17 protein-coding genes and 1 pseudogene are annotated in these 15,388 nt (G+C 68.3%); 14 read left to right on the plus strand and 4 right to left on the minus strand.

All coding sequences use genetic code 11. The features are described 5' to 3' along the window. Positions 1-37 precede the first annotated feature (37 nt). The 8 genes from AQJ67_RS09945 (at position 38) to AQJ67_RS09980 (ending at position 7,715) form a co-directional block, all read left to right on the plus strand. Entirely contained in the window at positions 38-1,330 is a 1,293-nt protein-coding gene (locus tag AQJ67_RS09945; protein WP_062717728.1) for an MFS transporter, read from the plus strand. After that, positions 1,327-1,911: a class I SAM-dependent methyltransferase gene (locus AQJ67_RS09950; RefSeq protein WP_062717729.1), complete on the plus strand. Its 585-nt coding sequence runs from the start codon at positions 1,327-1,329 to the stop codon at positions 1,909-1,911. Before AQJ67_RS09945 ends, AQJ67_RS09950 begins: the two co-directional genes overlap by 4 nt. A gap of 25 nt (positions 1,912-1,936) precedes the next feature. After that, on the plus strand, positions 1,937-2,635 hold the full coding sequence (locus tag AQJ67_RS09955) for a class I SAM-dependent methyltransferase (RefSeq protein WP_062717730.1): 699 nt from the start codon (positions 1,937-1,939) through the stop codon (positions 2,633-2,635). Between the two features lie 56 nt (positions 2,636-2,691). Continuing rightward, the gene (gene fxlM / locus AQJ67_RS09960; RefSeq protein WP_062717731.1) at positions 2,692-3,921 is read left to right on the plus strand and encodes a methyltransferase, FxLD system; all 1,230 of its coding nucleotides are present in this window, start codon (positions 2,692-2,694) and stop codon (positions 3,919-3,921) included. Between the two features lie 67 nt (positions 3,922-3,988). Continuing rightward, on the plus strand, positions 3,989-4,960 hold the full coding sequence (locus AQJ67_RS09965) for an endonuclease/exonuclease/phosphatase family protein (protein WP_062717732.1): 972 nt from the start codon (positions 3,989-3,991) through the stop codon (positions 4,958-4,960). Then, positions 4,957-5,646: a hypothetical protein gene (locus AQJ67_RS09970; RefSeq protein ID WP_244190409.1), complete on the plus strand. Its 690-nt coding sequence runs from the start codon at positions 4,957-4,959 to the stop codon at positions 5,644-5,646. The genes AQJ67_RS09965 and AQJ67_RS09970 overlap by 4 nt, the downstream gene beginning before the upstream one ends. A gap of 196 nt (positions 5,647-5,842) precedes the next feature. Continuing rightward, positions 5,843-6,187 (plus strand): hypothetical protein, encoded by a 345-nt coding sequence (locus AQJ67_RS09975; RefSeq protein WP_062717733.1) that lies wholly within the window; start codon positions 5,843-5,845, stop codon positions 6,185-6,187. A 76-nt stretch (positions 6,188-6,263) separates the two neighbouring features. Continuing rightward, positions 6,264-7,715, plus strand: coding sequence for a prenyltransferase/squalene oxidase repeat-containing protein (locus AQJ67_RS09980; protein ID WP_159058738.1), 1,452 nt, complete (start codon positions 6,264-6,266; stop codon positions 7,713-7,715). Between the two features lie 8 nt (positions 7,716-7,723). Here AQJ67_RS09980 and AQJ67_RS09985 read toward each other — a convergent pair whose 3' ends face one another. Further along, positions 7,724-8,314, minus strand: a complete 591-nt coding sequence (locus AQJ67_RS09985) for an NUDIX hydrolase (protein WP_062717735.1) — start codon at positions 8,312-8,314, stop codon at positions 7,724-7,726. Positions 8,315-8,457: 143 nt separating this feature from the next. Here AQJ67_RS09985 and amcB point away from each other — a divergent pair, with 143 nt between their 5' ends. The 4 genes from amcB to AQJ67_RS10005 all read left to right on the plus strand — a co-directional run bounded on the left by amcB (position 8,458) and on the right by AQJ67_RS10005 (position 11,310). Next, positions 8,458-9,609, plus strand: a complete 1,152-nt coding sequence (amcB, locus tag AQJ67_RS09990) for a cyclophane-forming radical SAM peptide maturase AmcB (protein WP_062717736.1) — start codon at positions 8,458-8,460, stop codon at positions 9,607-9,609. Beyond that, positions 9,606-9,794, plus strand: a complete 189-nt coding sequence (gene amcA / locus AQJ67_RS09995) for a multiple cyclophane-containing RiPP AmcA (protein ID WP_062717737.1) — start codon at positions 9,606-9,608, stop codon at positions 9,792-9,794. The genes amcB and amcA overlap by 4 nt, the downstream gene beginning before the upstream one ends. Positions 9,795-9,869: 75 nt before the next feature. Beyond that, positions 9,870-10,556, plus strand: a complete 687-nt coding sequence (locus tag AQJ67_RS10000; protein ID WP_062717738.1) for a pentapeptide repeat-containing protein — start codon at positions 9,870-9,872, stop codon at positions 10,554-10,556. A 28-nt stretch (positions 10,557-10,584) separates the two neighbouring features. Then, complete coding sequence (locus AQJ67_RS10005) at positions 10,585-11,310, plus strand: hypothetical protein (protein WP_062717739.1); 726 nt, start codon at positions 10,585-10,587, stop codon at positions 11,308-11,310. A gap of 220 nt (positions 11,311-11,530) precedes the next feature. On the opposite strand, the gene AQJ67_RS10010 is transcribed toward AQJ67_RS10005, so the two are convergent. Both AQJ67_RS10010 and AQJ67_RS50650 read right to left on the minus strand, forming a co-directional pair. Continuing rightward, complete coding sequence (locus tag AQJ67_RS10010) at positions 11,531-11,722, minus strand: hypothetical protein (RefSeq protein WP_159058739.1); 192 nt, start codon at positions 11,720-11,722, stop codon at positions 11,531-11,533. A 1,382-nt stretch (positions 11,723-13,104) separates the two neighbouring features. Continuing rightward, positions 13,105-13,281: pseudogene (locus tag AQJ67_RS50650) on the minus strand (AAA family ATPase); the annotation flags it as partial. Between the two features lie 360 nt (positions 13,282-13,641). On the opposite strand from AQJ67_RS50650, the gene AQJ67_RS10025 reads away from it, so the two are divergent. Next, entirely contained in the window at positions 13,642-14,070 is a 429-nt protein-coding gene (locus tag AQJ67_RS10025) for a hypothetical protein (RefSeq protein ID WP_062717743.1), read from the plus strand. Beyond that, complete coding sequence (locus AQJ67_RS49130; RefSeq protein WP_244190410.1) at positions 14,060-14,341, plus strand: hypothetical protein; 282 nt, start codon at positions 14,060-14,062, stop codon at positions 14,339-14,341. The genes AQJ67_RS10025 and AQJ67_RS49130 overlap by 11 nt, the downstream gene beginning before the upstream one ends. Before the next feature lie 643 nt (positions 14,342-14,984). Here AQJ67_RS49130 and AQJ67_RS10035 read toward each other — a convergent pair. Continuing rightward, positions 14,985-15,388, minus strand: a 404-nt coding sequence (locus AQJ67_RS10035; RefSeq protein ID WP_208614937.1) for a hypothetical protein, incomplete at its 5' end; no start/stop codon positions are given.

The raw sequence follows: 15,388 nt of genomic DNA on the forward strand, positions 1-15,388 counted from the left end.
CGTCCGCCCCGAACCTGGCTCGCGGGGGTGAGGCGGGATGACGGTCGTTGCACGTCCCCGGCGGACCTCGGCTTGGGCGATCCCGGCCTTCCGGAACCTGCTCGGCAGTGAGGCCGCGAGCCTGTCCGGGTCGGCGGTGAGCGCCATCGCCCTGCCCGCGCTGGCCGTCCTGGAACTCCGCGCCACCACTGGGGAAGTCGCGATGCTCGCCTTCCTGGGTCAGCTCCCGAGCACGCTCGCGCTGTGGGCCGGCGCCCTGTCGGACCGGTACGCCAAGCGCCCCCAGCTCATCGTCGGGGACCTGGTGGCCGCCTCGGCGCTCGCCACGATCCCGGCCGCGGCCATGGCCGGGGCACTCACCATCGTCCAGCTGTACGGGGTGACGCTCGTGCTCGGCACGGCCAAGGTGGTGCACGACGCCGCGGCCATCAGCCTCCTGCCCCACATCGTCGCCCCGCACCTGCTACAGGGCGCCAACTCGCGGCTGGGCGCGGCATCCTCAGTGGCCGACAGCGCCGGCAGCAACGCGGGCGCCGCGCTCGTCGGCGCCGTCGGCCCGGCGCGGTCGGTCCTCGCCGACGTCGTCTCCTTCCTGGTCTCGGCCGTGCTCGTCTGGCGCATCCGCACGCCCGGGCAGCACGCTCACCCCGCTGAGACGCGCCGCAGTCTCGGGAAGGACGTCACGGCGGGCGTGCGCTACGTGATCGGGCAGCCCACGATCCGCACCGTGATCGCCGCTCTCGCCGTGCTCTCTTTCGGCCTGGCGATCATGAACACCTTCTGGGCGTACTACCTGCTGACGACGCTCGGCGCCTCCCCGACCGCGTTCGGGGTGATCATGGGTGTCGGCGGCGCGGGGAGCCTGGCCGGCGCACTGCTCGCACCGACGATCACGTCCCGGATCGGCGTCGGCCCGACGATCATCACCGGGTTCGCGGTCAGCCCGCTCGCCCAGGTGCCGCTCCTCCTCGCCGGACCCGGCTTCGGCTGGCAGATCGCGCTGGCCGCGACGCTGGCCGCACAGCTGTTCTGGGCGACGGCCGCCGGGACCAGCCAGAGATCACTGCGCCAGATCCTGTGCGACCCGCGCTTCCAGGGGCGGATGCAGGCTGCCAGTACCACTGTGACCGCCGGAAGCCGGCCCCTGGCCGCGGCGGCGGCCGGCGCCCTGGCACTACTCCTCGATGTAAGGGCCGTCCTTGCCGTCGGCGCGCTCCTCCAAGTCGTACCAGTGGTCCTGCTGTTCGCCTCCCCCGTCCGCACCCTGCGGAGCATGCCCACGCCGCACGACACCGCTGCACTGCCGCCCGCCCGAGAAGGAGCATCGTGACCACCACCAAGTCCACCGCGAGCGCCGCCTACTGGGAGCCGCTCTGGGCCGACGGCCGCCAGTACCGGCAGTTCGACGAAGCTGAGCAGCGGCTGATCGACGAGAACCTCGGCCCCGGCCGCGCCCGCCCAGCCCTCGACATCGGCAGCGGCGCCGGCGCCCTGGCCCGCCACCTCCATCACGTGCTTGGGTACCGCGCCACCGGCGTCGACTGTTCCCCCAGCGCCCTCGCCCTCGCTGCCGCCCAGGACCCCGGCCCCGGCCCGGACTGGCGGTGCCTGGACATCACCACCGATAGCCTCACTGCCCTGCCAGACCCGGCCTACGCCGTGATCACCTGCCGTCTGGTCTACCGGTGGATGGACGACAAGGCCGCATTCATCAACCGCGTCCGCCACCTCCTGGCGCCCGGCGGAACCTTCTGGGTCGTCACCGAGATCGCCGGCCGCCGTACGACCACCGACCTGGCCGTCCAAGGGCTCGGGATCACCCCCGCGGACGCGGAGTTGCTCACGACGGGCTGGTCCGTCGTGCGAACGGCCGACCTGGACGTCCTTCGCTGCTACGCCCTGCGCCCCTGACCGCCCCCTGCTGCTGGAGCACCCCATGCCGGACAACGAGACGGTGAACACGCAGACCTGGGTCCGCTACGGCCAGGTGCAGCTCGACCGCGGGTACATGCCGCCGGTTCCCGAGCAGATGAAGTGGGGATTCTGGGACGGCGTCGGACCGGGGACAGAAGCGCTCAGCTCCCTCCGTGGAAGGCTGGTGCTGGCCCTCGGATCAGGACCTGGGCACCATGCTGTGCACCTGGCACGCGACCATGGCGCCCTCGTCGACGCAGTCGAGCTGTCGCCCACCCAGCATCAGCGGGCCGTCCAGCACTTCGGCGCAGTACCCGGTGTCCAGTTCGTGAACGCCGACGTTGTTGAGCACCTCCGCACAGCGGAGCCGTACGAGACGGTCTACGCGATCGGAACTCTCGCGTGCAACGACCCTCACTACCTCCTGCCGGCCCTCCGGGACGGGCTCATCGAGGGCGGAAGGCTGGTCTTCTCCGCGCTGCACACCAACCTCCACGGCCACGGTCCTTCCTCCATGGTCGCGCCCCGGGAGGAGATGATCCGGATTCGCGGCCAGAAGCCGATCCCCGTACAGATGTGGGTCCTGACGCCCCAGCTCTGGGAAGACCTGCTGGTCGACTACGCATTTCGCGTGGAGGCGATCGACCTGCTGCGCGCCCCCGAGGCCGACAACCCCGTCGTCGTACAACTCATCCGAGCCCGCCGGGCCGCGCACACGTAGGCAACGCGGCTCACCCTCGGCCCCGTCCACTCACGCTCGAACGGAGAACGCCTCCCTTGACTCTTCCTGCCACCGGCCCGGCCGAACTACGCGAAGCCCTTGTGACCCGTCTGATCGACGACGGCCATGTGCGCTCCCCCGAAGTCATCACCGTTTTCCGGGACGTTGAACGCCACCAGTTCCTTCCCGGCGTGGACCAGCACACCGCGTATGCAGAGGACGCCGTGCCTATCAAGCACGCGGCAACAGGCGAGATGATCTCCTGCATCTCCGCACCCTCGATCGTCGCCGTCCAACTGGAACAGCTCGCTGCGAAGCCAGGCGACAAGATCATGGAAGCCGGAGCCGCCACCGGTTACAACGCCAGCCTGCTCGGACGCCTGGTGGCTCCCGACGGCCATGTGTGGACCATCGACGTCGATCACGACCTCGTCGAAGGCGCCCGGAGGAACCTCACTCAGGCCGGCACCACCAACGTGACCGTCGTGCAGGGCGACGGTGCCGCCGGCCTCCCCGAGCACGCGCCCTTCGACCGCGTCCAATTCACCGTCGGCGCCAGCGACATCCCCGTCCAGATCCTTGATCAGCTCGCCCCCGGCGGGCGCCTGGTCATCCCGCTCCGGGTGCGCGGCAGCATCTCCCGCAGCTTCGCCTTCGAACGCGACGGCCAGACGTGGAAGACCGTGTCCACCGAGATGATGACGTTCGTCCCGCTACGCAACGGCATCTGCGACGACCTCCGCACCATGACCGACATGGCAGGCGAAGGAGACGTCCGCCTGGAGACGTATCCCGAACAAGACGTCGACCTCGAAGCCATCCGCAGCGTTCTGGACCAGCCCCCAGCCGAGGTCTACACCAGCGTGAAATTCCGCAAGGGCGACTCCTACCAGTGGCTGTACCTGTATCTGGCCTACGTGCTCCCCAACGGCCTGTCCCGGATGCCCGGCTCCCGCCCCGGCCTCACCCCCAACTTCGGCTGGGGCTCAATGGCCGCACTCGGCAGCGACACCCTCGCCTACCTCACCAAACGCGAGGGTGAAGACGCACACGGCACGTACTGGCAGCTCGGAGTCATCGGCCACGGACCGCGTGCCACCGATCTCGCCGAGCAAGTCGCCGCCGAGATCCGCGAGTGGCACCAAGGCTGGGGCAACGACGCTCCAGAGCCCAGCTTCCGCATGGCACTCGGTGACGCCCGCAAACACATCACTGCCGCTGACCGCCGCTTCATCCTGAACAAGCCGGTCAGCCGCCTCGTCGTCGACTGGCCGCGAAAGCGCTGACGCCACCCACGATCGAGGATGGCGTAACAGGTCGCACCAAATCGACAATCCCACACAGGAGTTGAACGTGCACACCAAACGCATCGCCAACCTGAACGCTTACAAGCTGACCCCCGCCACCCGAGGCACCAGCTCCTGGAACGCTCGGGTCACGGCTATCCAGGAGATCGCGCCGGACATCCTGGCTCTGCAGGAAGTCGTCATTGACGAGAGCACCACCGACCGCGGCAGCTGGGAGGACGAAGCCGCCTCACTCATCCGAGACCTGGCCGAACGGTGCGGCCTGAGCGCCACCGTCGGAGCGAGCGACGGCCACCCGCACGGCACGGCCATGGCCGCGAACTGGCACCGGCCGTGGTGGACTGCGCTGATGTGGAACCCCAACGCCGTGGGACTGGTCCAGGGTTCCTACCGCCCCTTCGGCGCGCCTGACTATTGGCACGGCTGCACCACAGCCCGCTTCGACGTCGGCGCCAGAGAGCCGATTTTCGTAGCCAGCTACCACGGAGACCCCTTCCGCCCCGACTTCCGGTACAACGAAGCGCTCCGGTTGAAGGGCACCTTCCGTATGACGGGTGGCGTGCAACCCGGCTTCTGCGTTGGGGACTTCAACTCGATCTCGGCCGCCGAGGTCGACGACGGCCAGGCAGGGCGCAAGTACTACGACGACGAGCCCTTTGTCGACATGCGCCATGACGATCTTGAGTTCCAGGTGCAAGCCGACACGATCGGCACGACGCAACTGGCGGACCGCCGCCAGACCAAGGCTCTGCTGCGCAAGGGGTACATGGTCGATACGGCCGCCCACCTCGGTGCTCCGTGGCAGCCGACGGTGGGGCACTGGGAGGACGGCCGCGGTGATCCCGACCCGTGGGGGCCAAGGCGTATCGACCTGATCTTGGCGACCCGATCCATTGCCCCCGCGTTGACCGGCTACCAGGTTCATCGGAGCGCCGCAGCCGAAGAAGCCTCCGACCACCTCCCCGTTTACGTGGACTTCGCCCCCTCCAAGATCACAGTGAAGAGGGGCGGCCGATGAGGCTGTTCATGAACGACAAGCGGCTGTGGGTACCGGAGGACGGGCCTGGGGAGGACCGGGTCCGCCCGCACGTGCTCTGGCTGCCCCAGGACCAACCGCAGGTGATGGCCTACTTTGCTCGTATCCGCGAGATCCTCGGCCGCTACCCGGACATCATCACCCCGGTCGCCGACAAGGACATCCACGGAACGCTCCAGAAGATCAACTACGAGGACTCCGAGGGCAAGAGGGTCGGCGAGCAGCGCCTGCACCGGGCCGGACCCGCGCTTCAGGACGCACTCGCTGGCCAGGCACCGATCGACATCGAGATCGGTCCTCCCCGCGCTTCTGCCTCCGCTGCTGTAGTTGACCTCTGGCCGGAGACGGTCCTGCACGAGCTTCACTTGCGGATTCGGGACGGCCTCATGGCCGCCAGCCTGACCCTGCCGGCCCCAGCCGAGTTCTTCTGGGGTCACGCGACCGGGGGCTACGGTCTGAAGGACACCGACACCCCAGAGCTTGCCGAGCGCTCGGACCTCCTCGCCTCCGAACTCGGCCGGGGCCTTCGCCCGGGCAGCCGGATCCCGGCGACCATCTCCTCGGTGTGGCTCGTGCTGGAGCGGCAGGACCCTGTGGCGAACCGCTACACGTTCACCCGCGTGCACGAGATCCATCTCGGTCGCAATGACCTGGAGTTGCAGGCATGAAGCCGTTCATCCCGCTGTGTCCGCATTTCATGGGTCCCTTTCTCATTGACCGTGGCCTCTGTCCGGCCCAAAGGACAGAGCAGCGAGATGGGCAGAACCTGTGGCATCCGACAGCAACGCCATTCGCCACCTCGCCGTTGACCACATTCAGCACGACGGCGACTAGCCGAAGATCCTGCTCGGGGACCGCCCGATCGTGCTGCCCGCGCCGCTCGATGCCCTGGTGGAAGAGCTGATCGCAAGCCGGCGCGGCCACACGCTCGTGGACGTGCCAGGGACCTGGCTCTTCCCCGAGCGGGTTCCCCGGAAGCCACTCAGCAGCGACCAGCTGGTGCTCCGGCTGCGGGCGTTGGGCGTCCATCCGCGCCAGGACCGATCCACTGCCCTGTTCACGCTGGCCGCTCAGGTTCCGGCGGCGATCCTGGCGCGCATGCTGGGTATCCACCGTGCGGTAGCCGTGCAGTGGCAACAGGCCAGCGGCGGGGACTGGGCGGCCGACACGGCCGGTTCGTGGCCATGCACCGTAGCGTCTCGACCCTGAACGCGCGTCGGCAGTAGGCGAGTTGGGTACGGTCCGACCGGTGGTCCGGGGCGTTGGGCGGCGGAGGCGAATCTTGATGAGTGCGCATGTGGGGCTCGCGGCGTTCGAGACCAGAGCGGGCGAGGCTGCCCGGACCCTGCTGCACAACCAGGGGTACGACGGCGGGTGGGGCCTCACCCTGACCTCGGTTTCGTCGATCGTCAACACCAGCGAGGTCCTGCCGATTCTGCGGGCCGCCGGCATCGCGGGACAGCCGGTTCGTCAGGGGCTCGACTTCCTGACCGGCGTCATCGCGGAGCACTCGCGGCCCCGGCCCAAAGGCGGTCGTGGTGAGCACACCCGGTTCATAGCCTTCGGCCTGGCTGGACTGCTGTCCCACCCTCGTTTCTTCCACCACGATGGCGTCGCGGAGACCGCGGCCTGGTGCGTCGGTTGGCTTGAGGACCACCAGGTCGATCACGGCTGGCCCGAAGTCCTCGGACTCGACGACACCTCGCTGCACCAGACCGCCCTGGTGGTGCACCGGCTGGCCGAGCTCAGAGATGCCCTCCATGATTTCGGCCCCGGACTCCTCTTACCCGGCGAGGTGGAGACCCACAGCCTGCTGAAGCGCGTCGAGCCGTTGATCGACCACGGAGTTCGCGGCCTGCTGTATCACCGGCGTCCCAGCGGGGCATGGGGGTGGCGTACTTATATCGACACCGATCCGAGCCCGAGCAAGACCGCGCTGTGCCTGCTCGCGCTGTCGGCCGTCTGTGCCGGAACCGGGCCTGGCGGCGAGCCCGCGTACCGGGACGATCCGCGGGAGACGGGTGGGGTGCACGGCCCGGTGCAGCACAAGCAGCTGTCGGAGGTGGTCGTCGAGGCCGGCCAGTGGCTGCTGCACAACCACCACCGGTGGGAGACGTTCGTCGAGGACGACAAGGACGTGCAGGGCACGGCCTGGGAGCACATGGCGTACGCGCTGTGCACCCAGGCCGCCGTCCGGGCCGGCGCCAGCCCGCGTGATCCGCGGCTCGCCAAGGCGTGGAAGTTGATGAACGACCTGTGGGACCCGAAGGCCGGACTGTGGAACGAGCCGGGCGCCTCGGGTAAACGCGCCACTATCCGGGCCGCGTATTACACGGTGTCGGCCTACGAGGAAGCGATGCAGCGTCTGGCCCGGATCAACCTTTCCGACGGCACCTCCGAGGTCGCGAGCGAGGCGTCGGCTGAGATGGTCATCGTCCATGTTGCACTCGGTCCGGGCCGGGCCGTCCTTGTCACAGCACGCGACAGCGAAGGTAACGTGGCGTGTGAGCTGTCGGAGCGGCTGTTCGACGTGGTGAAGGTCGTGTACGACGCTCCCGAGGCCGGGCTGTCGACCAAGCGGATCGCTGCGATGCTCTACGTTGCCCCGTCCTCGGTGCCCAAGTACGTTCAGCGCGTCAACCAGGCTGTCTCTGCGGCCTTCGGCGGCGCCCCTGCCCGGCTACTGCTGGCCAGCACCGTGGATGGGGCCAGCGGGTATCGCCTCGTGGGACGGTAGGCCGCCGCCTACGACGTGGCGCGCTCCTCAGCCACTGGGTAGTTCAACAGGGCGAACCGGGCCAGGGATCGAACCTGGTCGAAGGTCTTGAGGGTGTCGAGGTCCTCCAGGCCGAACCAGGCGGCCCCGTGCACCTCTTCGAGCTGCGCTGCCACGGATTGTTCCCGGGTGCACGGCTGCCGCTGGACGTAGAAGAACTGGACCAGCGCCGGGGTGGCGAACCCCTCCCGCTCGATGTCGACGTAGAACGGCACGGGCTCGGGCGTGGCGTTGGCGTCGGCCGGGTGGACTGCCGGCTGGCTTGAGATGGCCTGCACCAGCAGGCCGGTCTCCTCCTTAAACTCACGCACCGCCGTCCCGGCGAAGGACTCGCCGGGCTCGATGTGGCCGCCTGGGGGCACCCATTTGTCGAAGCGGTTGTGGTGCACGAGCAGCACTCGGCCGTGCTCGACGAGGTAGCCCGAGCAGATGTAGACGAAGCCGGTATCCCGGAACGTCTGGTCGTCTTGGATCAGAATCGAGCGAGGCACATCCGCCACGATATCCCACCGCCCGATGCCCGAACTGCTGGGCAGATCAGGCGACTTCGGCACTGTCATCGCGCCGTCGATGACATGTCATCGGCAATGACAACGCGATGTCATCGCGTACACGCCATGGCGGGACGGATCGTGGTCGTATCCCGGTCCGCGGCTCCTGCTCGTGGTCGGCGATGTCCCTGTCCGTCGAGGAGAGGACACCGATGCGCTCCCGCCCGACCTCGTGGCGTGCCCGGTACCAGCAGCGGTTCGCGGCCCCGCAGACCTTGGTGGTCCAGCCCACGACTTGGTGCAATCTGGACTGCCGGTACTGCTATCTGCCCTTTCGCAAGCTCAAGCACCAGATGTCGTCGGAGGTGGCCGAGGTCCTGGCGCAGGCGGTGGCCGAGTTCGACGACAGCGGCCATCCGGTCGGCATCGTCTGGCACGGCGGGGAGCCGCTCGCCGTCGGCCAGCAGAAGTTCGCGTCCCTGCTCGCGCCGTTCGAGGGCTTGCGCCGTGCGGGCCGGGTTCACCACTACGTGCAGACCAACGCGACGCTTCTCACCGAGACGTGGTGCGAACTCCTGGCTGCGTACGACGTCCGCGTCGGGGTGAGCATCGACGGGCCGGCCGCCTTGAACGCCGAGCGCGTCGATCTTCGAGGCAAGCCCGCCTTCGATCGGATCCTGCGCGGCATCACGCAGCTGCGTGAGCACGGCATCCCGTTTTCCGTCATCTCGGTGGTCGGCACCCTGGGCATCGCGATGCCGGAGGAGCTGCTGGAGTTCCTGGCTTCCTTGGGAGGCCGCTCGGTGGGCTTCAACATCGAGGAGATCGAAGGAGTCAACACCGACAGGCAGCCGCCCACCGTGGTCCAGGCCGAGGAGTTCTGGCGCCGCGTCCTCACATGGTCCCGCGAGCACCCTGGCGCCCCGGTGGTCCGGGAAGTCGAACGCCTCGCCGAGTACCTCCAGCTGATCCGTTCCGGCCACAGAGCCGAGTGGGAACGGCGCCGCCTCGATCCGATCCCCACCGTCTCCTGGAAGGGCGACGTGGTCCTGCTCTCCCCGGAACTCGCGGACACGGCGGCGCCCGAGCACGGCGACTTCGTGGCCGGCAACATCCTCGAACAGCCCCTGCCCGAGATCCTCCGCGACGCCCACCGGCTGCGCTACGTACGCGACTTCCTCACCGGCCTGGACCGCTGCGAGACCGAATGCGAGTTCTTCGACTTCTGCCGCGGAGCTCAGGCCGCCAACCGCTACTTCGAGAACGGCAGCCTCCAGTCCACCGAGACCAACTACTGCCGGGTCTCCCGGCAGGCCCTGGTCACGGCCCTGTCCACGCTCGCAACGAAGGAGACAGCTGCATGACGGTCCTCGACCGACTCGCCACATCCAACAGCCCCGTCGTGATGGAGTTGGTAGCCACACACGACGTTCCGACCCCGGTGATCGTTGAAGCGACGTGGGACAACCGGCCCACGTGGGACAACTGGGCGAAGAACCCGGCTCCCTTCGACAACCGCCCGACCTGGGACAACTGGAACAAGAAGTAACCGCGCAGCTGCTGGCACTCTCACGGGGGGTGCCAGCAGCGCCGGCGATCGAATCACCGCGCTGAGAGGCTGTAGATGGACACCCGCACGATCCGCCGCACGAGCGTCACTCTCCCGGCCTTGAACGAGCCGGGCCTCTACCTCTCCAACGTCACCTCGCTGGAGGGCGGCCGAGGACGGCTGGCGGAGTTCCACTACGCCGACGCCGATCTGCGCGACCTCGACCTCGCCGACACCCACCTCATCGACGGGCGGATCACCGGCCTGAAGGCCCAGCGCACCCGGCTGGAGAAACTACGCGTCGACTCCGTGGAGTTCACCAGCTGCGACCTGGCCTCCCTGCAGTGGACCGACAGCAAGCTCTCCCGGGCCGTCTTCCGTGACTGCAAGCTCATGGGCGCCACGCTCAAGGACGTCACACTCGACAACGTGCTCTTCGACAACTGCAAGATCGACTACAGCACCTTCACCCGGCTCCGGGCCGCCGGCCCTGTGATCTTCTCCAAGTGCACGCTGCGCGAGACCACCTTCACCGCCGCCGACCTGGGCGCCGCCCTGATCGACGACTGCGACCTGCGGCTGACCGAGTTCGACGGCGGAAAGTACCGCGGCCTCGACCTTCGGGACAACGACCTCTCCCAGCTCCGCGGCCTGGCCTCCCTCAAGCAGATCGTCATCGACCAGGCCCAGAAACTCCAGCTGGCCGAGGCGCTCACGGCGGATCTGGACGTCACCTTCGGCGAAGACCTCGACGACAAGTAGCCCCGCACCCGCCCTTGGAGGCACGGCCATGGGCCCACGACTCTTATTCGGCACCTTCGACGACATACGCGGCCGGTGCGACATCGCACCGGCCCGGCAGACCGCCAGCGAGCCCGGTTACGACGACGGCGCCATCGTTCCCAACGAGAACTGGAAACCGCTCACCGCTGACGACGCCGAGCAGCATCGTGCCAATGACTCGGTGCCGGACAGTGCCCGCATCGAACTCGTACGCCGCCCACTGCCGGACCTTGATCCCGGCGACCTGGCAGGCCGCCTCGAAGCCGCCGCCCGCCTCGATCCCCTCAACGGTCACTGGCCCACCGAACTCCTGGGCTGCGCGGCCAGCCCCGGCAACTGGGCCACCACCACCGAAGACTCCACCACCGGCCGCCGGATCGGCCTGCACGTCGACAACTTCGACCGGTTGCCGTACGGCCGACGCCACCAGGGCCGCAGACGGCTCTGCCTCAATCTCGGCCCCGGCCCGCGCTACCTGCTCATCGGCGACCACGACATCCAGCAGATCTGCCGCACCCTCTACGCCGACCCGGACCGGCACCACCCCCACACCGAGGACATCCGCCGGTACGTTGCCGCGGGACACCCGCTGCGCTGCCTGCGCATCCGCTTCGATCCGGGCGACGGCTACATCGCTCCGACCGAATTCCTTGCCCACGACGGCTCGACCGCCGGAATCGACCAATCCTCCGTCGCCGCCTTCTGGCTCGGCCGGCCTCCGAACACGTCATGACCGATCAGCCACGAAACCGAGCTCAAGGCCCAGTCGTGCAGCCCGGGCAACAGCAGTGTCCCATCCAGGCTCGTCCTGACCGATCTCCGAAGCCTCTTCCACCGCTGTCCGCAGACTCGATTCCATAGGCAGCACGGTATCGATTCGACCGCTGCCTCGACAGGTTGACCAGCCAATCCCGCACCCGGCAGGCCCTCCTCCTGCGCTGGCGCGCAGCGGGTCACGTCGCCGGACGGTCAGGAGCGAGCCCGGTCATCTGCGCCAGCTCCGTCTCCTTGGACCGGCACGTCCGGAGCAACTTCTCGTCCCGCAGCTCCGAGGCCATGTCAGCGAGGAAGGTGAGCGCCGAGCCGTACAACTGGTAGCGGGCGTGGAAGGCGGCGTATTCGGCGGCGTTCACCGCCGCGGCCAAGGCAAGGCCGTGTTGCCCGAGCGCTCGGTGGGCGGCGGCGCGAGCCAGGTCGCTCTGTGCGCCGGACGGAGCCGGACTGCCGGTCAGCAGGGCCAGCGCCTCCCCAACGCGCCCCGCCGCGACCAGGGCCTGACCGAGTCGGGCTGTCGCCGTGGCGGTGCCCGCTCGGTCGCTGGCGAGGCGTACTCGGTGGCAGCATTCGGGCTGGTCGTGGAGGTGTTGGTCACGGTGACTCAGTTGCGGTGATGCGAAGTTTGGTTCGTAACTTTGGTCCGCGAACTTTGGGCGCTACCAAATCGATTTGAATCGCTACGCCCAAACGGTCTTCCGCGATACAGGATCCGAAGTGTTGCCTATTCGGGTTTCGCGATACGCTCCGGACAGCGGGGCGTTTCACGTGAAGCAGCCCGGCAAAACGACCAAAGCCTCACCCTCCCGTCGGTTGCCGCCGACGGACTACGAGAGTGAGGCATTGGCACCGGTACGTGTGAGCCCCGGCTGAGTGATCAGCTGGGGTTCACTCGTTTCAGGTCACGAACCGCGCTCAATGAGCCACAGGGTCCAGCGAAGCGCTTCGCCGGCCATGCACACACGCCACGGAGTGACGTGCGGCTGTACGTGTTCCTCGTACCGGTCCTTGAGCCACCTCTTGATCGACTTCAAGGACCTCTCCCTTCTGGCCGTGAGGCCAGATCAGGCGGGGCGAGCCCGCCAGCGCCGGGGTACGTATCCGCACCCCCAGCTGGAGGGTGCAGGGTCACCTGACAAGGGATTGGAAAGACTCTACAGCGCGCTGATCGCAGTTTGATTCGGCCGACTGCAAATAAGCGGTTCTTCAATTGACCGCGGGCCACCGAGCGTTCGCGCGGCTCCCGTGTCATCACACCCCCTCCACAGCGAAGTTACTGGTCAGGGCTGCATTCGGTCCATCGCGCAAATTAACGGATCAGCAGCTCGGCGACGGGGGGCGTTGGAGACCGCGTCCTCGCCGCGTTCGTCAGCTCCACCGTCAGCCGCCCCCCCGTGCACACGCTCCCTCCGCAACCGGCCGAGCGGCCCAGCCCTCGCCCCCGCCCCACTGGCCAGGCGTAGTCGCAGGTCAAGGCCGTGCTGCGGGCCAGAACCGCCCGCACCGGCCCCCCGGGGGGGGTGGTCCCAAGTTTCGTGCGGCAGACGAAAGTCGATGGCAGGCGGGGAGGGACACCCCCAGTGCGCCGCTACATGGGTCAGCACGTCGGGTTGCCGACGACCCACCATTCACCCGGCGGATCCAGCAGTCCCACCGGCAGTGAGTTCTCCAGAGTGACTCAACGGCCCCCGGCCGGATCAGGTCCGGTCGGGGGCTGCTGTGGTGACTGCCGGCCTGGAGCGCGGTCGGCACGGAAGCGGTGCAGGCCGGGCGCCTCCAGGTCCCAGTCCACGGCGAGCACCCGTTTGCCGTCGGCGGCCAGGATCCAGGCGGTGTTGGCCAGGGCCATGGTCTGGCCGGTGCCGCCCTTGTACGAGTAGAACGTCACGACCCGGACGCTTCTGCCACCCGGTCCGTCAAGGCTGCTCAGCGTGGTCGGAGCTCTGCTCCGAGAGCGCGTACCGGCGGTGCGGTGGGTCACACGGCGGGCGCGGGGCGCCGGGCGTGGCCGGCTGATCAAACGCCGCCACGACCTCGACGACGACTCGCAGCTGTCCGCGCTGTTCCGTCAGCTCACCGTGTACCGCTGGCCTACACCGAGTCCGGGTTCCAGGACGGCAGCGGTTCAGCAGCCGGACGCCGACGGGCGAACACGGCTGGGCTTGCATCGCCTGAACTGTCACCTTCCGTCAGTTCGAGATGTCCGCGGACCTGTGCCTACGGTGCGCGCGACGAGCAGAGATTTCGAACGGGACTGGGGGCTCGGGTGAGCACGACTCCGGCAGGATCGGTGAGCGCGGCAGAGCTGCGGCGGCGGGTTCGCGCTGTCGAAGCGCTCCAAGCGAAGACGCAGGAGACGGCCGCGGCGGCCGTGCTGGCCACGCGCGAGGCCGCGGTGAAGGCGGCACGGGCGAAGGACGAGGCTGATGTTGCGGCGCGGGAGGCCGCTGCGGTCGTCCTGCGGCTGTTCGACAATGACACGGACCTGGTCGCGGGTCTGCTGGGTGTGCCGGCGGAGGAACTGGAGTGTGCGGCGAAGCCTGGTACCGCTGCTCGTGCCAAGGAGGTCATCGAGGCCCTGCGCGCCCGCGCGGAACGCCCGCCTCGCTCCCGCCGGGCCCCTAGGTCTCAGGAAGAGGCGTCGCCTCCGCCCCCTCTGGTCTCCAACGTTCCAGTCCGGGTCTCCGAACCAGACGACGGCCGGGCTGATGCCGCCTGAGTACGACTTCGGGCCCGGACTCTTCCCGCTCGCAGCGGTGAATGGGTCCGGGCCCGCGCCCGTTGACGAACAGCTTGCTCTCATCGGTGAACCAACGCCCGTACGCATACCGGCTGTTGAGTGGGAATCCTGGCTGGCCGACGAGTCTGTTCAGGCCCGCTACTGGGCCAAGGTCTACCGCACCGAGTCCGCTGGGAACTGCTGGTTCTTCCTCGGCGGGATCTCCAGCACCGGCCATGCCAGTATTCAGGGCGGCCTCGCGGCCGGGTAGGACTCGACGGGGCACGATGCCGGGCCACCTGTACGGGTATCAGCTCGCGCACGGCGTCATCCCTCGCCTGGGCTGGGGAAACGACAGTCCGGCCGTTTGCCACACCTGTGACAATCACTCCTGCCAGCAGCCCGCACACATTCGGCTGTGCACGGCGGCTGAGAACCGAGCGGAGTGGGTTGCCCGGCGCAGAGATCCGGGCAGTCCTCTGGCCGACGTCCGAGGGCCCGCCGAACGCTCCCGGGCCATCGGTACGGCGATCAGTACCGGCCTCGGCCTCGGCGAGTCCGGCACCGAGATCACCCGCCACATCCGCATGGCAGCGGAAGCCGGCAGACCGCTGAGGCGGTGGTGACCTCGCGGTCGAGCGACATGCGCGTGGGCCCTTCGCCCATGGCCCCCGTATCACGCTCACCACGCGGACTCGGTCGAAGCCCAAGGCCCGGCAGGGCCTACCGTCCTCAGCGATCGGTTCGCCCATTTCCGAGACGCGTGAAGTCGTCACTCTCCGTGGCCATGCTGAAGAAGAGTCGGCGCTCACGCGGACTGGCGTGGCTTGCTGACAGGTCTCAACAAGGCGATCCTCAAACTGGCGAGGTGGGTCCACCCTGGCTGTGGGCCCACCTCGTCTCGTGGCTGGCGGTCAGGTCTTCCGGCTCCTGGCCGTTGCCGGAGACCTCTTTTTCGGGGGCGTTGCCGCTGCCTTTGCCGCCGTCTGCGGTGAGAAGCCGGCGGCCTTGAGGATGTCCATCGCGTCGAAGATGGACTGTAGCTGCTTGGTCAGCAGCGTCACTGTGAGGAGTTCCTGAGCTTCGGGCGGCAGTTCCTTCAGCGAGCACTTGTAGATGCGCACGGCCTGCCGATAGAGGGACTGCATGCGCTCGGCCGCGTAGGCGGTGCACTTGTCGGCGTCAACGGTGACCGTGTAATGGCCGCGGTACCGGACGAAGCTCTTCTTCTCGGCTCCGCACTTGACGTCTCGGATCCAGCTCTTGCCACGCTCGAACTGGCCCCTGGTGTTGCGGCCCATGGCCTCCGCAGGAGGGA

It is taken from the genome of Streptomyces caeruleatus, assembly GCF_001514235.1.
GTDB lineage: Bacteria > Actinomycetota > Actinomycetes > Streptomycetales > Streptomycetaceae > Streptomyces > Streptomyces caeruleatus.